The following is a 21,705-nucleotide window of genomic DNA, read 5'->3' as shown; positions in this document are numbered from 1 at the left end:
ACTGACGCGGCGGCGCATGTGTGCCGTGATCCTCTGTCTGGGAGCCGGACCGGCTCCTAGCGTGACGTCATGCGCCGCCTCGCTTTGTTCTCAGCCGTCCTGCTGCTGACCGGTGTGACTGTACCGGCCGACGCCCATCGACAGGTCCGGGTACCGGGTGCCGAGTTCCAGCAACTCGCGCACCTCGACGACCTGACCACCGCCGGGACCGTGGCCTCCGGTCACACCAATCCGGCCGACTACGCCGGTCTCACGCATTCCGGATTGCCGCAACAGTCCGGGGTGCCCGGGGTCCAGATCGACGGGTACTTCCCCGACACCTCGCACACGAACACCAACCACGGCTGGAACCACGACTCGCAGTTCGTCATCCGGCTGCCGAAGAAGTGGAACGGCGGGCTGGTCGTGTCCGGATCGCCTGGAGTGCGAGCGCAGTACGCGAACGACAGAGCGATCTCGGACTACGTGCTCTCGCTGGGCTACGCCTATGCCGCGACCGACAAGGGGAACACCGGCGCGGCCTTCTACACCGACGGCGTGCGGCCTGGTGACGCGATCGTCGAGTGGAACCTGCGGACGACCCAACTGGCACGGGCTGCCCGGGCAACAGTCACGCAGTACTACGGCCGACCGGCTCGCGAGGTGGTCGCGGCAGGGATCTCCAACGGTGGCTACCTGGTCCGCTGGCAACTCGAGAACCACCCCGAGCTCTTCACCCGGGGCGTCGATCTCGAGGGCACCCTCTGGACGGACAGCAAGAACCTCTTCACGTTCCTGCCGCCGGCAATCAGGGGCTATGAGCAACAATCGCCCGCGGAGATCGTCGCGGCCGGCTTCGATCCGCGGTCGGACTTCCTCTGGGACTTCCACTACAGGGTCTACTGGAAGCTGACCCAGCGCATCTACGCCGCCGAACTCGACCCGACGTACACGGGCACCGAGGCCGACTACAACTACGCCGAACGGCCGCAAGCACACCAGGCCGTGCAACGCATCGCGCTCACCGGCAAGATCCGCCGGCCGCTCGTCACGATCCACGGGACGTACGACAGCTTGCTGCCGATCACGCAGGACTCGGACGTCTATGCCGCGATGGCCCGCCGCACCGGCCTGCACACGTACCAGCGGGTCGAGGCGGGCAACCACGTCGACGGACTCGTCGACGCCCACCCCGACCGGCTGGTCCCCCTGGTTCCTTTGCTGCAGCAGGCGATCAGAACACCATCGTGAGCAGGTCGGCGAACAGCTCGTGTTCGTCGATCTCGAGCCCGCGGTTGGTGAACCAGGCCGCCATGTTGTGACAGTCCCGGAGCAGGAAGTCCATCCCCTTCGGGTTGCCGACGATGTCGACCACCTGCGGGAGATCGATCATCACGATCCGGTCCCCTTGCGCCAGGACGTTGTACGGCGACAGGTCACCATGGGCCAACCCCGCCCTGGCCAACTCACGCATCCCGTCGCGCAACTGCTCGAAATACTGGCCGAGCAGCTCCTTCGACGGCCGGACCTGGGCGAGCCGTGGCGCGGCTCCGCCCTCACCGTCGTCGATGAACTCCATCAACAGCTCGGTGCCGTCCACCTGGACTGGGTACGGCACCGGGACGCCGGCCTTCCACAGCCGGCACAACGCGTCCCACTCGGCATACGCCCACTGCCCCGCGGCGACGCTGCGACCGTGTGCGGTCTTCTTCGCCATCGCGCGGCTGTCCCGGCTGTTCCGGGTACGGCGCCCTTCGACGTACGACGTACTGCGGTGGAACGACCGGTGTTCCTCGCTGCGGTACCGCTTGGCGGCGAGCAGCGAGGACCGGGCCGGGTTGTCGCCGATGGCTTCGACGGCCCGCTCGACCAGGAAGACGTCGGCTTCCTTACCGGTTTTGAGGACGCCGAGCTCGGTGTCGATCGCGGCCTGTTCCGTCACCACCCAGTCCGGGCGGGGATCAGGTCCGCGAGAACCGCGCTCGACGTCCAGCCAGGTGGACCACCGCTGATCCGGCCCGAGGTGTTCGTCCACTTCCTGGAAGCGGAAGACGAACGCATCGGCTGGATCTGGTTGGGACTCGTCGCCGGTGAGTTCAGCCCAGCGGGAGTCGAGGTCGGAGAAGTTTTCAGAAAGGTCGTGCTCGGTACGAAAGACGTCGGAAGACATCCGGAGTGCTCCTGAACCTTGAGGTGAGACTGACGCGGGCATGCCGCAGCACAGTGATGGCCATCCGTCAGCCCTCCTTAGGTCAGGCAGCGTCTCGCGCCGCACAAGTTCAGCCAGGATGCACGGCCGATTCCGGCCGCGCAACCTATTTAAACTGCGATCGCGCGGTCGGCCGCAATCGCAGCTCCTGGGCCGGCTTCACCGAGCGGCAGACGAGCTCCGGGAGCACCTTCTGCTGCCACACCGGCGACGCCGCGAGCCGCCGGCGATGATCGTCGTACGCCGCCTCGTCGTCGAACCGGGCGAACCAGGCGAGCACGACCTCGTCCCGCAGCGGCAGGCCCGGAAAGTTGTTCTCGGCAACCAAGGTCTCGAACACCGCCACCGGCTCGGCACCGCTCGCGGTCAGCGCCGGTACGACGTGATCGGTGAAGAACTCGACGAACCCGTCGTCCGGCGCACCGCGGTGATAGACCGCTCCCGCGATCATCGAGTCGGGAACGTCCGTCGTACCGATCGGGGCGCGAGGTGAGTCCAGCCTCGGGTAGCCGTCGCGGAGCTCGATCGGCTTGAGCAGCAAGGCGTTGTCGGAGTCGATCATCGTCTGGTTCGCGGTGGCGGAGTGCGCCCGCCAGACCGGGCCGCCGTAGAACGCGGCCAAGGCGTCGGCGCGTGACGGCAGGTCGGCGAAGCCGCGGATCCAGACGAACCGGTCCGGGTCGTCGAGGTCGCGGAACTGGCCGACGATGTGCATGCCGGTCGCTTCCTGACCCTCGACGAAGTACTCGTCGAACACGTCGATCAGGGTGTCGCGCCCGCCTGGGTGCAGCGTGTACTGACGCAGGTCCACCACGGCGCAGCACTCGTCCATCGGTTTCCTCCTCGAGTTCGTCCACGCTCAGTCAACCATCGAAACCTGACAGCGGATGTCAGTGAATCATTGTTTGTGGGATGGGCACCGGAGGTTCAGCACGGGGAGTTCAGCCGCCGGGCACCCGCCCGGCCCTTAGAGATTGGAAGGACCATGGGTCTCATCCTGTGGATCATCGCGGCGATCCTCGTCATTGCCGGGATCGTCTCTCTCGTCCGCGGTCAGCTGCTGTGGGGCGCTGCCCTGATCGTGATCGGCCTGCTGGTCGGTCCTGGCGGCGTCAGCATCTTCACCTGATCTGCCGCAGTACCTGGTCGAGTCGCTCGACACCACGCACGATCTCGTCGAGCGACTCGGCCGCCACGTAACTGAGCCGAAGATGCCTCTTCGGCCCGCCCGGTAGGTAGAACGCGCTACCGGGGCTCACGGAAACCGCGTGGCGCAAGGCCTCGGCGGCAACCTCGTCATCTCGTACGCCGTCCGGCAGCGAGGTCCAGACGTGGTAGCCGCCGGGCCGAGCCGCGCGGACTGTCAGGTGTGGGCATCGCTCCGCCAGACTCCGGATCATCGTCTCGCGTCGATCCCGCAGCGCGGCGGCCAGCCGGCGCAGATGCGTCGCGTACGAAGGCGAAGTCATCAACTCGAGCGCGGTCTCCTGCATCGGCCTGGGCACGAAGAAGCTGTTGATGACGTGGGTGTCGCGAAGCCGCTCGAAGGCGGCGCCTCGCGCGGTCAGCGCCGAGATCCTGAGACTCGGCGACGTCGGCTTCGTCAGCGACCGGATGTGTACGACGTGACCGTCCGGATCGTCGGCCGCCAACGGCTGCGGCAGATCGGGCGCGTCGTCGTGCACCAGCCGACGAGTGAAGTCGTCCTCGATCACGAAGGCCCCGGCAGCTCGTACGGCGTCCATCAACTGCGCACGTCGTACCGGCGCGAGGACCGCCCCGGTCGGGTTGTGGAACAGCGGCTGACACACCAGCACGCGCGCACCAGAACTCGCGAACGCCTCCGCGAGCAACTCCACCCGTACGCCGTCCGCGTCGACCGGCACGGGAACACACCGCAACCCGGCAGCGCCCGCGGCGGCAAGCGTTCCCGGGTACGTCGGTGATTCGACGAGCACCGCTTGACCGGGGGCAGTCAGCGCCCTGAGCGCCGTGACGAGGGCCGTCTGCCCGCCCGAAGTGACCAGCACGTCATTCGCGCCGATCGGCCCTTCACGACCGCCGATATCGGCGGCGAACCAGGCCCGGAGTTCGGGGATGCCCTCGGCCGGAGCACGTGTCCAGGTCCCGGGCCGCCGTCCAGCCCGACCCATCGCGTCGGCCAACGCTTTGCTCGGCTGCAGCGACTCGTGCAGGTAGCCGGTCGACAGGTCGACGACGTCGTCCACCGGCGTCGCGAGCATCCGCATCATCCCGGCGGTCCTCGGCCGCTCACCGACCAGAGCCTGCTCTTGCCAAGAAAAGTCGGCCGCGGCGGGAAGCCGGCGCGGCGCTCGATCGCTGGCGAACACACCGGCTCCCGGCCGCGAGACGACGGCGCCCTCGGCCATCAGCACGGTCACCGCACGCGACAGGGTGACCGGACTGATCCCCCACCGCTTCACCAGCAGGCGACTCGCGGGCAGCCGGCCACCGGGGCCGCAGGCGGTGGCTTCAGCACGCAGCCGACCGACGACCACAGCCAAACTGCTATCGTCATTCATGACAGGACAGAATAGCGCTATCGTTCCTGCCCGAGAAGCGATACCGGGTGCACGCCGATCGGCGAGCACTCGCGCGGGGACGATCTCGGCGCTGCTGGGGGTGGCGTCCTTCTCCCTGAGCACCCCGGCCACCGTCTGGGCCACCCAAGGCATGGGGCCGTGGACAGCGACCGGAGCCCGCGGACTGCTGGCCGGTCTGCTCGCCATCGCGCTACTGGCGGGACTGAAGGTCCCCCTGCCGCGCCGCGCGGATCTCCCCGGCCTGCTGGTCGTCGCCGGTGGCTGCGTGATCGGCTTCCCGCTGCTGACCGCCTTGGCCCTGCAAACCGCGACGACAGCGCACTCGGCGATCGTCATCGGACTCTTGCCGATAGCAACGGCCTCCGCGTCCGCGCTGCTGACCAGGCGCACGCTGTCCTACCGGTTCTGGTGCGCGGCCACAGCCGGCGCGGCAGCCGTCGTCGCCTTCACGCTCACCCAGCACCACGGCGCCATCACGATCGCCGACCTGTATCTGCTCGCGGCTCTGATCGTCTGCGCTCTCGGGTACGCCGAGGGTGGCCGGCTCGCGGGACATCTCCCCGGCTGGCACGTCATCGCTTGGGCGGTGGTCCTCGCCCTGCCGATCAGCCTCGCGATCACGCTGATCGCCGTACCTCATGAGCCGGTGGATCTGACCCCGCTCAGTCTGCTGGGACTCGCCTACATCGCAGGGATCTCGCAACTCGGTGGCTTCGTCGTCTGGTACCGCGGGATGGGGATCATCGGGGTGGCCAGGGCCAGTCAGCTCCAACTGGCCCAGCCGTCGCTCAACCTGGTCTGGTCGGCGCTTCTGATGGGCGAACACCTGGCGCTGGCCGCGCCGATCACCGCGGTCGTCGTCCTGCTGTGCATCGTGGTGACGCAACGAGCGCGGTAGTTTCGGTTCATGGCAGCGACCGGCGAGGCGATCTCGATCGAAACGGCACGCCGGATCGCGCTCACCGCACAGGGGTTCGCCGACCCGCGGCCGTCGGGACGTGTCGACGCCCGGCATCTCCGGAAGGTTCTCGACCGGATCGGCGTACTGCAGGTCGACTCGGTGAATGTGCTGTGCCGTTCGCACTACCTGCCCCTGTTCGCCCGGCTCGGGCCGTACCCGCGTACGACGCTGGACCGGATGTGCTGGGGTGCGGACCGGGAGCTGTTCGAGTTCTTCTGGGGACACAAGGCGAGCCTGATCCCACTGAGCAGCTATCCCTTGTTCCGCTGGCGAATGCGCGCGGCCGAACTGCAGGACTGGACCGCCGCCGACCTGAACCCGGACCTCACCGCGCCGTGGTCGGTCGTTACCGGAATGCGCCGGCTGACCACCGAACGGCCCGGGTACGTCGACGACGTCCTCACCCTGGTCAGCGAACGCGGGCCTGTGACGGCAGGCGAGGCGAGTCCGGACGGAGTACGGCGGAAACAGACCGATCCGGACCCGGATCCGACCACCGGCGCGATGTGGAACTGGCAGGACGCCAAGATCGCGATCGAGTACCTGTTCTGCGCGGGCCGGGTGACGATCGCGGGCCGGCGGAACTTCGAGCGCCTGTACGACCTCACCGAACGGGTGCTCCCGACTCAGCCCGAGGTCAGCGCGGCCGACGCCCGGCGGGAGCTGGTCAGGATCTCGGCCCGCGCGCTCGGGGTCGCGACCGCGCGGGAGCTGTGCGGGCCCAGCGGTGGTACCGGCTACTTTCCGTTGCCAACGGCAACCGCGAAACAGGTCATCGGTGAGCTGGTGGATTCGGGCGAACTGGTTCCCGTCCGCGTGGACGGCGTACCGCAGCAGAGCTACTTGTGGTCGGGAGCCGAGGATCGGCCGGTCCAGGCTCGGGCGTTGCTGTCGCCGTTCGACACGGTGATCTGGAACCGCGACCGGACCCATCGCCTGTTCGACTTCTTCTACCGGATCAGCATCTACACGCCGGCAGCCCAGCGCGTCCACGGCTACTACGTGTTGCCGTTCCTGCTGGGCGACCGGATCGTCGCCCGGGTCGATCTGAAGGCCGACCGGCGGAACTCCGCGCTCGTCGTCCCCACGGTCAGCGCCGAACCCGCCGTACCCGACACCGACATCGTCGAACCGCTGGCGGCCGAGCTCCGGCTGATGGCCCGTTGGCTGGACCTGGACCGCGTCCAGGTGACCGCCGACAGCAAGCTCGGCAAAGCACTGGCCGGTGCATAGGGCTGCGGCTGTGGGGCACCGGACCGGCACAGCAATCGATGTGACCGGGAGACGACGTGAAGATCGGATACTTCCTCTCCAGTGAGGAATACACACCGGCCCAGCTGATCGAGCAAGCCCGGCTGGCCGAGGAGGCAGGGTTCGACGGTCTCTGGATCAGCGACCATTTCCACCCCTGGAACGACGAACAGGGCGAGAGCGCGTTCGTCTGGTCCACCATCGGCGCGGTCTCCCAGGTCTGCGAGTTGCCGATCACGACCGCGGTGACCTGCCCGACCGTGCGGATCCATCCGGCCATCATCGCCCAGGCGGCCGCGACCAGCGCGGTCCTGCTGAACGGGCGGTTCACGCTCGGGATCGGCACCGGTGAGGCGCTCAACGAGCACATCCTCGGCACCGTCTGGCCGACGGTCGACGTACGGCTGGAAATGCTCGAGGAAGCGGTCGAGATCATGCGCCGGCTGTGGACCGAGGACGGGTTCGTCACGCACCACGGCAAGCACTACACGGTCGACACCGCCCGGATCTACACCCGGCCGGACACCGCGCTGCCGATCTACATGTCCGGATTCGGGCCGGAGGCAACGGATGTCGCGGCGCGGATCGCGGACGGCTACATCACCACGTCGCCGGATGCCGAGCTGTTGCAGCGGTTCCGGGACAACGGTGGCGGCGACAAGCCGGCGCAGGCCGGGTTCAAGGTCAGCTACGCGCCGACCGAGGAAGAGGGAATCGAGCAGGCGCACCGGATCTGGCGCAACTCGGGTCTGCCGGGTGAGCTGGCGCAGGTACTGCCGTCGCCGCGGCATTTCGAGCAGGCCAGTGAACTGGTGACCAAGGAGTCGACCGCGCAGTCGGTTGCCGCTGGATCGAAGGCCGACGTACACGTGGATGCGTTCAAGCCGTACATCGACGCCGGCTTCGACGAGATCTACGTCGCGAACATGGGTCCGCACTCGGTCGACATGATGAGCCTCTACCGCACCGAGGTGCTGCCGGAACTGCACCGGATCGCGCGTTAGGACATCAGTGCGACGGCCGCACGCAGGTCGTCGACGAACAAGCCGAAGTCGCGGCGGTACTCCCGGGACCGGACCACGGACGAGGGATGGACCGTCGCGATCGCGGGCCTGCCGTTCGGAAGTTCCTGCGGCAGACCACGTTGTTCTGTGACCTTGAACCCGGTTCCGAACACCGCCCGAGCGGCGACAGCGCCGAGAACCACCACCAGGGCAGGCTTCACAATCTCCAGTTCGCGATCCAGCCACGGGTGACAGGCACCGATGTGACCGGCCGCAGGTGTCTTGTGGATCCGGCGCTTTCCCTGTCGTTCGAACCGGAAGTGTTTGACCGCGTTGGTGAGGAACACCTCCGAGCGATCGATCCCCGCCTCCGCCAACGCCTTGTCCAGCAGGCGTCCGGCCGGCCCGACGAAGACATGTCCTTCCTTGTCCTCCACATCCCCTGGTTGTTCACCGATCATCATCATCCGCGCCCGCGCCGGACCTTCCCCCGGTACGACGCGTTCGGCGTACTCATAGAGGTCGCAACCGCGACACTCGGGCAGCGCGGCAGTGAGCTTCTTCAGGCCGCCGTCGGACGGCACCCATTGGGACGCGCCGGTGAACTTGCTCACGGCCCGCCGGTGCCCAGTTCAAACAGCTGTAACACCCCGGGGGTTGAAAGCGTCGGCCGAGTTTGATGAGGTGGAGGTAAGTGGTTCAGCCTTGACGCCACGCCGCAGGACGACACACGACGAGGTTTCTCACCGTGACGATCGCACCTGTCAGTACTGCCGACCCGAAGCAACGCATCGCCGAAACCACTCACGAACTGCTACTGGAAGCCGACGGCACACCGGATCCGCGCCACCAGGAACTGCTCGACGAAGTGGTCATCCTGAACGCGCCGGTGGCCCGATCCATCGCCTCCCGCTATCGCAGCAAGGGAGTCGACGCCGACGACCTCGAGCAGGTCGCCTACCTCGGTCTGGTCAAGGCCGCCAACGGGTACCGCCTGGACGCCTCCACGGCCTTCCTGTCGTACGCCGTACCGACGATCAGAGGCGAGCTGAAGCGCTACTTCCGCGACTGCGCCTGGACCGTCCGGCCGCCGCGCCGGGTCCAGGAGATGCAGGGCTCGATCGCTGCCGCCGAGCCCGAACTCACTCAGCGCCTCGGGCACGCCCCCACCGACGAGGAGACGGCGAAGGCGCTCGGCACCGAGCCCGAGGAAGTGGTCGAGGCCGCGTCGGTCCGCGGCTGTTTCAGCACCCTGTCACTCGACGCGCCCGGCACGGTCGACGGCGCCGGCACCAGCCTGCTCGAGACCGTCGCCGACTCCGAGGACGGCTACGAGCTGGTCGAGAACGTCCACACCCTGACACCGGCCGTCGCCTCCCTGGGCGACCGGGACAAGCGCATCCTCGAGCTGCGCTTCCGCAACGGCCTCACCCAGGAGGAGATCGGCAACGAGCTCGGCGTCAGCCAGATGCAGGTCTCCCGCCTCCTCCGCAACATCCTCGACCGCCTCCGCACCCAACTCGCGGGGCAATCAACCCAGTAACGGCCTCGCCTGGCGCGCCATCGTGAGGTCTTCGCGCGCCCGTACGACGTGCGCGGCCACCGGTGAGTCGGGAGTGGTGATCACCGGTACGCCGCTCTCGTTCGCCTCTGGATCGAGTACGACGCCCAGCCACGCGAGCTGACGACACACGTCGGCCCGGAGCCGGGTCGAGTGTTCGCCGGCGCCTCCGGTGAATGCCAGCGCGTCGAGGCCATGCAAGACGGCGGCCATCCGGGCGATCTCACCGGTCAGGCGATGAAGGTAGACGGCGTACGCGAGCCGATTGGCTTCGCTGTCCCGATCGGCCAGGATCTCCTGCAGATCGCCGGTCTTGTCGGTCAGACCGAGCAGCCCAGAACGGTGTTCCAACGCGTCACTGAGCTCGTCCGCGGTCACCTCACCGGCCGTCTGCAACCACATCAGCAGCCCGGGATCGACCGAGCCCGAGCGGGTCGCCATCACCAGACCGTCCACCGGTGTGAACCCCATCGTGGTGTCCACGGACACGCCGTCGGCGATCGCACACAGTGATGCGCCCGCACCCAGCTGGCAACTCACGATCCGCCGGGCATCAACCGCCTGGGCGACGTACTCATGTGACAACCCGTGGAATCCGAACTTCCGCAGGCCGAATCGCTCTCGCCACTCCAGCGGAAGCGCGTACGTCGCGGCCGACGGCGGAATCGTCCGGTGGTACGACGTGTCGAAGCAGGCGACCACCGGAAGACCGGTCTGACGCGACTCCCGGATCAGTGCGAGCGCACGTGGTTGATGCAGTGGCGCCAACGGGACCAGTTCCTCGATCGCGGCCTCGACCTCGTCGTCCACCAGCGCAGCACCGTCGAAGCGGGGACCACCGTGGACCACGCGATGCACCACCGCGTCGGCGTTGAGCTCGGTCAACGCAGTGGGAGACCCATCCCAGTCGTCGATCGACCGCTCGTCCAGCACCTCGTCGTCCGGCGAGAGCACCCGCAGCTTGAGGCTGGACGACCCCGCGTTGACGATCAGGAGGTCCATCGCCACTCCCGGACCTCCGGCAGGTCCTCGCCGTACGTGGTGACATGGGCGCGATGCCGGACCCGCTGGTCGGCGAAGTACTGCCGTGCCGCCACTGCCCGTGTCCCGAGCGACGGCACGCGATCGATCACATCCATCGCCAGGTGGAAGCGATCCAGGTTGTTCAGCACCACCATGTCGAAGGGTGTGGTCGTCGTACCCTCCTCGACGTACCCGCGCACGTGCAGATTGTCGTGGCCGTGCCGGCGGTAGGTCAATCGGTGGATCAGCCACGGATAGCCGTGGTACGCGAAGATGATCGGCTTGTCGGTGGTGAACAACGCGTCGAACTCCGCATCCGGCAGGCCGTGCGGATGCTCGGCCGAATCCTGCAGTCGCATCAGATCGACCACGTTGATCACCCGGATCTTCAACCCGGGCAGGTGCTGGCGAAGCAGATCGACCGCGGCCAACGTTTCGAGCGTCGGTACGTCGCCGGCACACGCCAGCACTACATCCGGATCGCCGTCGTCGTTGCTGGCGAAATCCCAGACACCGATCCCGCGGGCGCAGTGCAACGCGGCCGATTCCCAGTCCAGCCAGCTCGGCTGCGATTGCTTGCCCGCGACAACGACATTGATGTAGTTCCGGCTCCGCAGGCAGTGGTCCATCGTCGACAGCAAGGTGTTCGCGTCCGGCGGCAGGTAGACCCGGACCACCTCGGCCTTCTTGTTCACCACGTGGTCGATGAACCCGGGATCCTGATGCGAGAACCCGTTGTGGTCCTGTCGCCAGACATGCGAGGTGAGCAGGTAGTTCAGCGACGGGATCGGCCGTCGCCACTCCAACCGGTTGATCGTCTTCAGCCACTTGGCATGCTGGTTCACCATCGAGTCGACGATGTGCACGAAGGCCTCGTACGACGAGAACAGTCCGTGCCGGCCGGTGAGCAGGTACCCCTCCAACCAGCCCTGGCAGGTGTGCTCGCTCAGGATCTCGAGCACCCGCCCGTCCGGCGCCAGATGTTCGTCGGTGTCTCGCCGGTCCGCCATCCAGGCTTTGCCCGTCGCCTCGTAGACCGCGTTCAGCCGGTTCGACTCGGTCTCGTCCGGACCGAACAGCCGGAGATTGTTGTAGTCCGCGTTCAGCCTGAACGCGTCCCGCAGGTACGCCGCGAACACCTTCGTCGGCTCCCCGTCCTCGGCCCCGGGCCGCTTCACCGGTACGGCGTACTCCTCGACGGACGGCAGTTCCAGGTCACGGCTCGCGCCGTTGGCATGCGGACTCGACCCCATCCGCAACTCCGGCCCGGGCGCGAGCTTCAGCAACCCCTCAACGGGCCGGCCGTTCTCGTCGAACAACTCGTCCGGCCGGTAGCTGCGCAGCCAGGACTCCAACTGCCGCAGGTGGTCCTCGTTCTTCCGCACACCGGACAGCGGCACCTGATGTGATCGCCAGGTGTCCTCCACCGGCTGGTCGTCGACCGTATGCGGACCCGTCCAGCCCTTCGGCGTCTTCAGCACGATCATCGGCCAGGCAGCACGCGGCGGCCGCTCCGGAGCCGATCGCGCTTCGTGTTGGATCTCGTCGATCCGGTCCATGCAGTGGTCCAGCGCGGCGGCCAGCGCCTGATGCACGGTCGCCGGATCCGAACCCTCCACCAGACAGGGCTCGTGACCGTATCCCTGCAGCAACGCGGTCAGCTCCTCGTCGCCGATCCGCGCGAGCACCGTCGGGTTGGCGATCTTGTAGCCGTTGAGATGCAGGATCGGCAGCACCGCTCCGTCGCGGACCGGATCGAGGAACTTGTTCGAGTGCCACGATGCCGCGAGCGGCCCGGTCTCGGCCTCACCGTCGCCGACCACACACGCGACGACGAGATCCGGGTTGTCGGCCGCGGCGCCGTACGCGTGACTGAGCGAGTAGCCCAGCTCGCCGCCCTCGTTGATCGATCCGGGAACATCGGCCGCGACATGACTCGGTATGCCACCGGGGAACGAGAACTGCTTGAACAGCCGGGTCATCCCCGACTCGTCCTGCGTGGTGTTCGGGTACGCCTCCGTCCAGCTGCCCTCGAGCCAGGTGTTGGCCACGATCGCCGGACCGCCGTGGCCCGGTCCGATCACGTACATCAGCTGACGTTGGCGTTGCCGGATCACCCGGTTCAGGTGCGCGTAGATCAGGTTGAGGCCGGGCGTCGTACCCCAGTGTCCGAGCAGGCGCGGCTTGATGTGCTCAGGCCTGAGCGGCTCCTTGAGCAAGGGGGTGGCGAGCAGATAGATCTGACCGACGGACAGGTAGTTGGCCGCCCGCCAGTACGCATCGAGACCTTGCAGCTCCTCGTCACTCAGCGGGGTGGCGTCGAGCTGTCGCACTACCGCCCCACGGCCTTCTCGAGCTGTGCCTTCGACATCTTCGAGCGGCCCTTGATGTTCTTCTGCTTGGCCTCGTTGTAAAGCTGCTCCTTCGTGCGCCCCTTGGCGCCGCTGTGGGAGCGGAGGCCGCCGCGGCGACCGGACGAGATGTCGTGGGTGGAGCTGTGGCTCTTGGTCTTGGCCTCACCGGAGCGGGCGCGCTCCTTGTTGACCGTGCGGGCCGCGATCTCTTCCGCGGTGTCCTCGCTCCGGCCACGCTTCTTCAGCCCGGCCTTGATGTGCTCGTACTGCCGCTCACGCTTCCGGCTCGATCCTGCAGGCATTGTCTGACTCCTTTCACACCGCGCGCCCGGTACCCGCATCCGCTAATCCGTAAGCAGCCTCGCGACCGAGCGCTCCAAGGCTGCCCGGGTGTCCTCGTCGTTCAGGTCGTCACCGTGCCGCTTGACCGCCGACGCGATCGTGCGGCCCTCCTCGTACTGCGTGACGACGCGAGGATCGACGTACGACGACCTGGCCACGGCCGGCGTGTTGCCGAGGTGATCGGATACCTCCTCGAGCATGTCCTTCACCGCGGCGTTGAGGGCCTTCTTGGTGGTCGGCGGATCCGCCTGGGCCAGGTCCACGGCGGCGTGGACGGTGGCGGTCCAGGTGCGGAGATCCTTCACCGTGAAGTCCTCGCCGACCAGCTCCTGGAAGCGCTCGTTGATCATCGTCGCGTCGATCTCGTGGTAGCCGTCGCCATCCCGGTAGACGAGCAGCAGCGGCTCGCCGTGCCGGGCGCGTTTGAGCGAGGAGACCGCGTCGACCAGGCGGTCGTCGTCCAACTCGATCACTCGCTCGACCCCGCCCTTGGCGACGAATTCGAACACCAGCTTGCCGTTGCGGACAGACACGTCGTCACGCAGCAGCGTCGCGGCGCCACGGCTGCCGTTGTCCTCCGCGTACTCCGTGTTACCGGTCCGGAAGACGCCGTAGTCGAGCATCCGCAGCGCGACCGCGAGCACCCGTTCGCGGACGATTCCCTTCCGGCACAGGTCGCGGTCCACTGCTTCCCGGAATTCGGGCAGTTTGCGGGCGAGCCGCCGTACCCGATCGTGTTTGCCGGCGTCCTGCGTGGTCCGCCAGTCGTCGTGGTACAGGTATTGCCGGCGGCCGGCATCGTCGGTTCCCGTCGCCTGCAGGTGGCCGTTCGGATACGGGCAGATCCAGACGTCCTTCCAGGCCGGCGGGATGGCCAGCGACCGGATCCGCTCGAGCGTCTCCTGGTCGGTGATCCGCTTGCCGCGGGCATCGAGATAGGTGAAACCGCGCCCGTGTCCCCGCCGGGTCAGGCCGGGCCGGTCCGGATCGCTGCGTCGTAACCGCATACCGACCGATACCCGCCCCGCATGCATGGACGCCGGTCCACGGGGCACCCGAAGGCCGACAGTAACCGGCCCACGAAGGAGAGACCGATGGGTATCGGAGACAAGATGAAGAACGCCGCCGAGGAAGCCAAGGGCAAGGTCAAGGCGAAGACCGGCGACGCGACCGACAACCGCGATCTGCAGGCCGAGGGCGAGACCGAGAAGTCCGTGGCCGCCCTGAAACAGGCCGGCGAGAAGGCGAAGGACGCCTTCAAGAAGTAACCCGAGAAGCAGTTCGGCCACCCCAGCGCTCTGATCCCCCTCGCGCTGGGGTGGTTCTGTGCGCAGCGGAGTTCCGGTAGCGTCGGCTGCGTGGACTTCGAAGAGGCAGCTGATGCGTTGTATGCGGCGTCGGCTGCGGACTTCATTGCTACTCGCAACGAGCTGGCCAAACAGCTGAAGGCGGACGGCGACCAGCTGGGATCGACCCGGTTGAAGGCGATGCGCAAGCCGACCGTCGCCGCCTGGGTGACGAACCTGGTCGCGCGGGAGCTGCCCGACGAGCTGGACGATCTGCTGGCACTGGGGGACGAGTTCCGCGAGGCGACCGCGGACCTGGACGGCGACCGGCTGCGGGAGCTGACTCCCAAGCGGCACAAGTTGCTCGACCAGGTGGCCAAGGCCGCCACCAAACTGTCCGAGCAGCAGGGCCAGAAGGTCAGCGCCGATGTCGGCCAGAAGCTGCGTGAGACGCTCGACGCGGCCTTGGTGGATCCGGCCGCGGGCGACGCCGTACGCGAAGGCCGGCTGAGCAGCGCGCTCCGGCACGTCGGCTTCGGCGTGGTGGACGAGAGCGGCGAGCCCACCACCGTCACGCCGATCACCGACGAACGCCGCCAGCGGGCCAAGGACCGCCGCAAGGCCGAGACCGCGGCGGAGGAAGAGTCGGCCGCCGCCCGCCGCAAGCGGGAGGAGGCCGAGCGCGAGCAGGAGGAACGCGAGGCCGCGGAGAAGACCAAGGCCAAGAAGGCCTTCGAGGACGCGGTCACGGCGGCGCAGGCGGCCGAGGCGAAGGTCGAGGACCTGGACAACCAGCTCGACGAGGCCCGCGAGGCCCTGGCCGACGCGCAGGAGCTGGTACGACGGCTGGGCGCGGAACTGGACGACGCGCGCCGGGCCGCCCGGGACGCACAGAAGGAGAGCCGGGAGGCGCGGAAGCGGTACAACCGCCTCTGACCTGGGTACCGGCGAAGGACGGTTGGAAAGGAGCCGGCGATGGCGCGGTCGATCTGGAGCGGATACATCAACTTCGGGCTGGTATCGGTGCCGGTCGGGCTGTACAGCGCGACCGAGGAGCACGAGGTCGACTTCCACCAGTTCCAGAAGGGCACGTCGGACCGGATCCGGTACAAGCGGGTGAACGAACGCACCGGCCGCGAGGTCGACTACGAGAAGATCGTGAAGGGCCACGACATCGGCGGCGGTGAGTACGTCATCGTGGAGCCCGACGAGCTGGACAACATCGCCCCGGGCAAGTCGCGGTCGCTGGAGATCTCCACCTTCGTCGACCTGGACGAGATCGACCCGATCTACTACCAGAAGAGCTACTACCTCGGCCCGAAGGACTCCGACAACGCGTCGTCGTACGCGCTGCTGCGGGACGCGCTGAAGAAGACCAACCGGGCCGGGATCGCCAAGTTCGTGATGCGTGGCAAGGAGTACCTGGCCACGATCCGGGCCCAGGACAAGGTTCTGGTGCTGGAGACGATGTTCTTCGCCGACGAGATCCGCGACCCGGCCAAGGAACTGGACGACCTGCCGGCCAGGTCGGGGGCCGGCAAGCAGCTGTCGATGGCGGCCGACCTGATCGAGGCGATGAGCGGCGAGTGGAAGCCCAGCGCCTACAAGGACACCTACACCGAACGCGTGAAGAAGCTGGTCGAGACCAAGCGCAAGGGCCAGGAGGTCGTCTTCACCGAAGAGGAGCCCGAGGCAACGAATCGGACCGACCTGGTCTCGGCCCTGCGGGCAAGCGTCGAAGAGGCCCGCAGCCGCCGCGCGTCCGGCACCGGGAAGAAGGCCACTGCCAAGAAGTCCAGTGCCAAGAAGACGACAACGAAGAAGACGGCTGCGAAAAAGACCACCGCCAAGAAGGCGTCCACCAGGAAGAAAGCTGCCTGAGCAAGCACCGTTCTTCGCTATAGTCGCCGCTCGTGCAGGTGACTTTCGCGGACGGCAGCAGTACCGAGCTCCAGATCCATCGGACCACCGCCGCCGACGCGCTGGTCGTGCTCTGCCTGCCCGCGATGGGCGTCCGGGCGAAGTACTACGAGAAGCTCGCCCACACCCTCACCGAGCACGGCTGTCACGCCGTACTGGCCGATCACCGCGGCACCGGCCGCAGCTCGGTCCGGCCGTCCCGCCGGGTGTCGTTCGGGTACGCCGACGTCCTCGAGCTGGAGCTGCCGGTCATTGTCGAGTCGATCTGCGAGGAGTTCGGGACTCGCCGGATCGCCGTGGTCGGGCACAGCCTCGGCGGACAACTCGGGGTGCTGTTCTCCGCGGTGTCCGACCGGATCAGCCATGTCGTCCTGGTCGCGAGTGGCTCGGCCTGGTGGGCCAAGGTGCCGGGGATCCGCTCGATCGCACGGTTCGCCGGTCTCCAGTTGCTGCTTGCGACGACCTTCCTGTGCGGCTACTTGCCGGGCTGGTTCCCGTTCGCCGGCAAGGAGGCCCGAGGGCTCGTCCGCGACTGGGGTCATGAGGCGTTGACCGGTCGCTACAAGGTCGCCGGCAGCACGGTCGACTACGAGGCGGCGCTGGCGAAGTCGTCCGTTCCCGCGCTCTTCATCAACTTCCCCGGCGACAACTACGCGCCGGCGACCTGTGCGTCGTACCTGGCGAGCAAACTCCGGTCGGCGCATGTCACCGCGCGGAGTCTGTCGGCCGCGCAGCTCGGGATGGCTCGCAGCGACCACTTCCGTTGGGCGGCCCAGCCCCAGGCGCTCGTCCGCGACGCGGTGAAGTGGATTCGTACGCATGCCGGCTGAGCTCTTGCTCGCTGGCATCGTCCTGCTCGGCGGCATCTCCACGATCCTCAAGGGCGCGCTAGGCGCCTGACCAGCTCATCCCGTACGACGGCCGCCGCGCTCCGCGGTCCCACATCCGACCGGGTCACGACGTACAACGTGTTCAACGGCGGCAACTCCGGCTCCGCCAGCAACACCAATTCCCCAGACGCCAACGCCTCGTCGCACAGGTACGTCGGCAACACGCTCGCTCCCGCACCAGCCCGTACGGCGGCCAGCACGCCACGCAGATCGGGTACGACGAGATCCGCCGTCCGGGTCAACCGGGTACCGAACACGCTGCGCCAGTAACGACGGATGATCGGGGCCTCCTCGGCGTACGCGACGAGCGGGATCTGGCGGAGCGATTCCGGCGACGTGATCGCCGTACCGCCCGACCACTGGGGTGCCGCGACCAGCGCGAACACCTCGTCGTAGAACGGCGTCACGCGCAGGCCGGGACGTCGTGGGCGGACCGAGCTGATCACCAGATCGAGGCTGCGGTTGAGCAGGCGGTCGAGCAGGTCGTCGGGCAGGCCGAACGTCGTACGCACCTGCAAGCCGTCCGCGAACCGGTCGGCGAGCGCGGGCAGGATCTGGTGACACAGGAAATCGGCAGGACCGCCGAGGTGAACCGTCGCCGCGACCGGTACGTCGAGCTCGTCCCGCAGCAGGCCTTGCAGCGCGTCGATCGGCTCGGCGATCCGGCGGGCCAGCTCATCGCCCGCGGTGGTCGGCCGGACGCCCCGAGCCTGGCGCTCGAAGAGTGGGCGATCCAGCGCGGCCTCGAGCGTCTTGAGCTGCGCGGTCACGGTCGGCTGGGACAGGCCGACGGTCTCCGCGCCCGCGGTGATCGAGCCGGCCCGATGCACGGCCAGGAACGTCCTGAGCAGGTCGAGAGATGCTGCCATATCAGAAATTTTATGCCTTACTGTCGATCTTCCTATTGGTTCCCGATGGCTCCGGAGACGCATCATGGGCGGCATGACACGCGTACTGATTGCTCTCACCAGTCACTCCCAGCTCGGGGACACCGGGCGCAGCACTGGCTTCTATGTCTCCGAGGCGGCCGAGCCGTGGGCGGTGTTCACCGACGCCGGCTTCGACGTCGACCTGGTCTCGGTGGCCGGCGGCCGTCCGCCGGTCGACGGGCTGAACGAGGAGGACCCGATCCAGCAGAAGTTCCTCGCCTCGGTGGACCTCGACCACACCCCGACGGCGGCGGACCTGGACGCTTCGTCGTACGACGCAATCCTCTTCGCCGGCGGTCACGGCACGATGTGGGACTTCCCGGACGACGAGGCGCTGGCCTCGCTCGCGGCCGGTATCTACGAACGCGGCGGCGTGGTCGCGGCCGTCTGCCACGGACCCTCCGCCTTGGTGAACCTGAAGCTCTCCGACGGTTCCTACCTGGTCGACGGCAAGAACGTCGCCGGTTTCACCAACGCCGAGGAGGAAGCGGTCGGCCTGACCCAGGTCGTCCCGTTCCTGCTGGCCGACACCCTCACCGCCCGCGGCGCGATCCACCACCCGGCCGAGAACTTCACCGCGCACACGATCACCGACGGCCGCCTGGTCACCGGCCAGAACCCACAGTCCGCGGAGCCGACCGCTCAGGCAGTCGCAGCCCTCATTCGGCAGGTCTAGGCGGCAGCAGGTATCTGCTCGGGTTGGCGGGGGCGCCGGCGTCGAGCCAGCGGTGGAAGCCGTCGGGGTTGCGACGCTCGAACTCGTCGAGGCAGATCCGCCGTACCTCGGCCACTGCCTGCCGGTCGCGCGGACCCGCGCCCTGGGCGAGCGTGGTGGCGGTCTCGGTCCAGACGCCGCAGAGCTCCTCGATGCTGAGCGGGCACTTGAGGGAGGCGATGAGCTGCTCATCCTCCAGCAGCTCCGCCTCCTTCAACCGCTCGAGCTTGCGCTGACTCCGAGACGGACGCGGCCGGCGCTCCGGCGCCACCAGCTCGATCAGCACGAACAGGCCAGCGACGAGCAGCGCCACCGTCAGCCCGACCGCACCCCAGGCCAGCAGCCGCACCAACCCGGGCAGGCACAGCACACCGGCGGCCGCAGCCGCCGCGACGATCACAGGAGATTGGTACGGCGCCTCGTCCGCAACGTGCCGCACCACCGAAGCCAGCGGCCAGACCAGCACGAACACCGCGGCCAGCAGGATCGACGCCGCGAGCGGACCCAGCAGCAACACGCCAGCGAGCACCCCGGTCGTCCCGACACCGAGAGCACCCGCGATCGCCAGCCGACGCATCAGCGGGGACGGCCGCCTCACCAGAACTCACCCACGACACACCTCACGTGTACCCGCCCCACACCACGACACCTATCCCCAGAACGAACGGCCCGTTCCCACCGTTCCCACGAGAACCGGCTCCCAATCAGCCGCCGGTCTCCGAATGCGGGGCGTGGACAGGCTTCGACTGCGCCGACCGGCGCTGGCGCAGGTAGACGGAACCGCCGACGATCGCGGCGACCGCGAGGAATTCGCTCTGCCAGTTCTGGAACGACTCGTACCAGAACTGCGACGTCCGCACGTACTCCCAGGTGCTCACAGCCTCACCGCCATGCAACTGCTGCTCCTCGCTGTACGACGACGCACCCGTGACCGCGTGCAGCCAGAACGACAGCAGGAACACCAGTCCGAAGGCGATCGCGAGCGAGTTCTCGTACACCTTCAGCAGCACCTCGGACCCGTGCCGAACCGGCCAGGGCGCCTCCCGGTCGTTCCGGTGCGCCCGCGGATCCTCGTCCTGCGGGGCGGGCCCGTCGATCGGCCGCGACTCCGCCGACCCCCTCTGCACCAGATACGCGGTCAGCAGGACGTACATCCCCATCTGCAGGAACTCGGACTCCCAGTTCTCGAACACCGCCTCCCCGAACGACGACGAGACGACGTACTGCCCCAGGCTCTGCGGCGGCTGCCCGTGATCGGCCAGCTCAGCGTTCTCGTGCGCGTGCCCGGTGAGCAGCAGGCCGACCAGGAACAGGAAGAACAGCACGAGGTTGGCCGTGAGCAGCGCCCGCAGTCGAATCCATCGCATGGTTCACCCGGTACCCGCCCGTAACCGGTTCAGGCAGCAACCGGCTCCTGCTGGTCGAGCGGGTGAGCGATCTCGTCCGCCGGGAACCGGCCGAAGTACACGACCAGGAGGGACACCACCGCGGGCCCGACGCCGGCGATGATGAACACCGTCGTCAGCCCCAGTACGGCGCCCGCGGGGCCGGCCAGCGCCATCGACACCGGCATCAGCAGCAGCGAGACGAAGAAGTCCAGGCTGGCGATCCGCCCGCGCAGGTGATCAGGGATCCGCCGCTGCAACAGCGTCCCCCAGATCACCATCGCCGCCGAGCTGGTCAGGCCGACCACGGCCGCACCGGCCATCATGATCCACAGCTCACGCGCGAACCCGAGCACCACGATCGGCAGCGACCCGAGACCCCACAGCAGCGTCAGCACGGTCAGATACCGCCGGGGCAGACTCCGCGACGAGATCAGCAACGCACCGGCCGCCCCGCCGATCCCGAACGCCGCCAGCACCAGCCCGAAGTCACCCGGTCCACCGCCGAGCTGATCCTTGACCGCGAACGGCAGCAGCACCTCGAGCGGTCCCAGGATCAGCAGCACGAACACCGTGCCGAACAGCAGCGACGCGAGCAGCCAACGGGTCCGTCGTACGTAGCTCCAGCCTTCGCGCAGATCGCCGAAGATCGTCCGCGCTTCAGGCTTCTGCTCCACGTCGTCGACCTCACCGGGCTCGACCGGCTCGAAACCGGTGGACGGCACCCGCATCGCGAGCACGCACCCGGCCGAGAAGAAGTAGGTCAGCGCCGTCACCAGGATCGCGATCCCGGGCGACAGCGCCGCGATCGCCAGACCGCCCAGCGCCGGCCCGGTCGCCTGCTGGGCCAGCGGCCGCAGCGTGCCCTCCAGCCCGTTCGCGGCCAGCAACTGCTCGGGCGGCAACAGCTTGGGGACGAGAGCCGTGTACGCCGGAATGAGGAAGGCCTCACCGGCTCCGATCAGCACCGCGGCGCCGGCCAGGTGCCAGACCTCCAGCAGCTCGGACAGCGCCAGCCCGGAGACCACCAACAGCACCAGACCCCGTACGACGTCCGCCGTGATGATCACACTGCGCTGCGACAACCGGTCGGCCGCGATCCCACCGAACAGCACGCAGACGACCAGCCCGATGCTGTACGCCGTCGTCACCACGGACAACTGGACCGGCCCGCCACCGAGCTCGATCACCTGCCAGGCCAGCGCGACCAGCCAGAGCCCGCTGCCGAGCAGAGCGACAGCCAAGCCGGTCCACAGCAGCCGGTAGTCCCGATGCCGCAGCGGTTGGACTGCCTTCCAGCTCACGAGTTCCTCCCCTAGACCGTTGCAGCGA

General features: G+C 67.9%; 23 protein-coding genes. 11 read left to right on the top strand and 12 right to left on the bottom strand.

Going from position 1 to position 21,705, the window contains the following annotated elements:
* Window positions 1-69 precede the first annotated feature (69 nt).
* Window positions 70-1,230 carry an alpha/beta hydrolase family protein gene (locus V9K99_RS22085; protein WP_337010307.1) on the top strand — a complete coding sequence of 387 codons (1,161 nt, stop codon included), beginning with the start codon at window positions 70-72 and terminating at the stop codon, window positions 1,228-1,230.
* Here V9K99_RS22085 and V9K99_RS22080 read toward each other — a convergent pair.
* Together V9K99_RS22080 and V9K99_RS22075 are read right to left on the bottom strand one after the other, a co-directional pair.
* On the bottom strand, window positions 1,214-2,149 hold the full coding sequence (locus V9K99_RS22080; RefSeq protein WP_337010310.1) for a serine protein kinase RIO: 936 nt from the start codon (window positions 2,147-2,149) through the stop codon (window positions 1,214-1,216). The two genes, V9K99_RS22085 and V9K99_RS22080, sit on opposite strands and share 17 nt — an antisense overlap.
* 145 nt (window positions 2,150-2,294) lie before the next feature.
* Window positions 2,295-3,020, bottom strand: coding sequence for an NIPSNAP family protein (locus V9K99_RS22075; protein WP_337010312.1), 726 nt, complete (start codon window positions 3,018-3,020; stop codon window positions 2,295-2,297).
* Window positions 3,021-3,173: 153 nt separating this feature from the next.
* Between V9K99_RS22075 and V9K99_RS22070 the strand changes: the two genes are divergently transcribed.
* Window positions 3,174-3,317: a GPGG-motif small membrane protein gene (locus V9K99_RS22070; protein WP_165949278.1), complete on the top strand. Its 144-nt coding sequence runs from the start codon at window positions 3,174-3,176 to the stop codon at window positions 3,315-3,317.
* On the opposite strand, the gene V9K99_RS22065 is transcribed toward V9K99_RS22070, so the two are convergent.
* Window positions 3,310-4,731 carry an aminotransferase-like domain-containing protein gene (locus V9K99_RS22065; protein WP_337010316.1) on the bottom strand — a complete coding sequence of 474 codons (1,422 nt, stop codon included), beginning with the start codon at window positions 4,729-4,731 and terminating at the stop codon, window positions 3,310-3,312. The two genes, V9K99_RS22070 and V9K99_RS22065, sit on opposite strands and share 8 nt — an antisense overlap.
* Here V9K99_RS22065 and V9K99_RS22060 point away from each other — a divergent pair.
* Genes V9K99_RS22060 through V9K99_RS22050 form a run of 3 tightly spaced genes read left to right on the top strand, consistent with a single transcriptional unit; the run spans window position 4,730 to window position 7,968 of the window.
* Window positions 4,730-5,650: a DMT family transporter gene (locus V9K99_RS22060; protein WP_337010318.1), complete on the top strand. Its 921-nt coding sequence runs from the start codon at window positions 4,730-4,732 to the stop codon at window positions 5,648-5,650. The two genes, V9K99_RS22065 and V9K99_RS22060, sit on opposite strands and share 2 nt — an antisense overlap.
* A 9-nt stretch (window positions 5,651-5,659) precedes the next feature.
* Window positions 5,660-6,946: a winged helix-turn-helix domain-containing protein gene (locus tag V9K99_RS22055; RefSeq protein ID WP_337010320.1), complete on the top strand. Its 1,287-nt coding sequence runs from the start codon at window positions 5,660-5,662 to the stop codon at window positions 6,944-6,946.
* 56 nt (window positions 6,947-7,002) lie between these two features.
* On the top strand, window positions 7,003-7,968 hold the full coding sequence (locus tag V9K99_RS22050) for a TIGR03557 family F420-dependent LLM class oxidoreductase (RefSeq protein WP_337010322.1): 966 nt from the start codon (window positions 7,003-7,005) through the stop codon (window positions 7,966-7,968).
* Here V9K99_RS22050 and V9K99_RS22045 read toward each other — a convergent pair.
* Entirely contained in the window at window positions 7,965-8,582 is a 618-nt protein-coding gene (locus V9K99_RS22045; protein WP_337010324.1) for a UdgX family uracil-DNA binding protein, read from the bottom strand. The genes V9K99_RS22050 and V9K99_RS22045 overlap by 4 nt on opposite strands.
* A gap of 134 nt (window positions 8,583-8,716) precedes the next feature.
* On the opposite strand from V9K99_RS22045, the gene V9K99_RS22040 reads away from it, so the two are divergent.
* On the top strand, window positions 8,717-9,511 hold the full coding sequence (locus V9K99_RS22040; protein WP_337010326.1) for a sigma-70 family RNA polymerase sigma factor: 795 nt from the start codon (window positions 8,717-8,719) through the stop codon (window positions 9,509-9,511).
* Here the strand turns inward: V9K99_RS22040 and V9K99_RS22035 are convergent.
* The 4 genes from V9K99_RS22035 to V9K99_RS22020 are packed head-to-tail and all read right to left on the bottom strand — an operon-like array spanning window position 9,500 to window position 14,255.
* Complete coding sequence (locus tag V9K99_RS22035; RefSeq protein ID WP_337010328.1) at window positions 9,500-10,531, bottom strand: acetate/propionate family kinase; 1,032 nt, start codon at window positions 10,529-10,531, stop codon at window positions 9,500-9,502. The genes V9K99_RS22040 and V9K99_RS22035 overlap by 12 nt on opposite strands.
* Entirely contained in the window at window positions 10,519-12,885 is a 2,367-nt protein-coding gene (locus V9K99_RS22030; RefSeq protein WP_337010330.1) for a phosphoketolase family protein, read from the bottom strand. Before V9K99_RS22030 ends, V9K99_RS22035 begins: the two co-directional genes overlap by 13 nt.
* Window positions 12,885-13,208, bottom strand: a complete 324-nt coding sequence (locus V9K99_RS22025; RefSeq protein WP_337010332.1) for a plasmid stabilization protein — start codon at window positions 13,206-13,208, stop codon at window positions 12,885-12,887. The genes V9K99_RS22030 and V9K99_RS22025 overlap by 1 nt, the downstream gene beginning before the upstream one ends.
* Before the next feature lie 42 nt (window positions 13,209-13,250).
* Entirely contained in the window at window positions 13,251-14,255 is a 1,005-nt protein-coding gene (locus tag V9K99_RS22020; protein ID WP_337010334.1) for a DNA topoisomerase IB, read from the bottom strand.
* A gap of 87 nt (window positions 14,256-14,342) precedes the next feature.
* Here V9K99_RS22020 and V9K99_RS22015 point away from each other — a divergent pair, with 87 nt between their 5' ends.
* From V9K99_RS22015 to V9K99_RS22000, 4 genes are all read left to right on the top strand, one after another.
* Window positions 14,343-14,516 (top strand): CsbD family protein, encoded by a 174-nt coding sequence (locus V9K99_RS22015; RefSeq protein WP_337010336.1) that lies wholly within the window; start codon window positions 14,343-14,345, stop codon window positions 14,514-14,516.
* A gap of 90 nt (window positions 14,517-14,606) precedes the next feature.
* On the top strand, window positions 14,607-15,470 hold the full coding sequence (locus V9K99_RS22010; RefSeq protein ID WP_337010338.1) for a hypothetical protein: 864 nt from the start codon (window positions 14,607-14,609) through the stop codon (window positions 15,468-15,470).
* Between the two features lie 39 nt (window positions 15,471-15,509).
* Window positions 15,510-16,415 (top strand): non-homologous end joining protein Ku, encoded by a 906-nt coding sequence (gene ku / locus V9K99_RS22005; RefSeq protein ID WP_337010340.1) that lies wholly within the window; start codon window positions 15,510-15,512, stop codon window positions 16,413-16,415.
* A gap of 32 nt (window positions 16,416-16,447) precedes the next feature.
* A complete protein-coding gene (locus V9K99_RS22000; RefSeq protein ID WP_337010342.1) occupies window positions 16,448-17,284 on the top strand; it encodes an alpha/beta hydrolase family protein in 837 nt (278 codons plus the stop codon).
* A 47-nt stretch (window positions 17,285-17,331) separates the two neighbouring features.
* Here V9K99_RS22000 and V9K99_RS21995 read toward each other — a convergent pair whose 3' ends face one another.
* Window positions 17,332-18,213, bottom strand: a complete 882-nt coding sequence (locus tag V9K99_RS21995) for a LysR family transcriptional regulator (RefSeq protein WP_337010344.1) — start codon at window positions 18,211-18,213, stop codon at window positions 17,332-17,334.
* Between the two features lie 73 nt (window positions 18,214-18,286).
* On the opposite strand from V9K99_RS21995, the gene V9K99_RS21990 reads away from it, so the two are divergent.
* A complete protein-coding gene (locus tag V9K99_RS21990; RefSeq protein ID WP_337010346.1) occupies window positions 18,287-18,949 on the top strand; it encodes a type 1 glutamine amidotransferase domain-containing protein in 663 nt (220 codons plus the stop codon).
* Here V9K99_RS21990 and V9K99_RS21985 read toward each other — a convergent pair.
* The 3 genes from V9K99_RS21985 to V9K99_RS21975 form a co-directional block, all read right to left on the bottom strand.
* The gene (locus tag V9K99_RS21985; RefSeq protein WP_337010348.1) at window positions 18,933-19,586 is read right to left on the bottom strand and encodes a hypothetical protein; all 654 of its coding nucleotides are present in this window, start codon (window positions 19,584-19,586) and stop codon (window positions 18,933-18,935) included. The two genes, V9K99_RS21990 and V9K99_RS21985, sit on opposite strands and share 17 nt — an antisense overlap.
* 106 nt (window positions 19,587-19,692) lie before the next feature.
* Window positions 19,693-20,355, bottom strand: a complete 663-nt coding sequence (locus tag V9K99_RS21980; protein ID WP_337010350.1) for a DUF6766 family protein — start codon at window positions 20,353-20,355, stop codon at window positions 19,693-19,695.
* Between the two features lie 29 nt (window positions 20,356-20,384).
* Window positions 20,385-21,677, bottom strand: coding sequence for an MFS transporter (locus V9K99_RS21975; RefSeq protein WP_337010352.1), 1,293 nt, complete (start codon window positions 21,675-21,677; stop codon window positions 20,385-20,387).
* Window positions 21,678-21,705: the final 28 nt, after the last annotated feature.

It is taken from the genome of Kribbella sp. CCNWLW201, assembly GCF_037203805.1.
GTDB lineage: Bacteria > Actinomycetota > Actinomycetes > Propionibacteriales > Kribbellaceae > Kribbella.
This window is presented reverse-complemented; position numbering and strand designations above follow the sequence as displayed.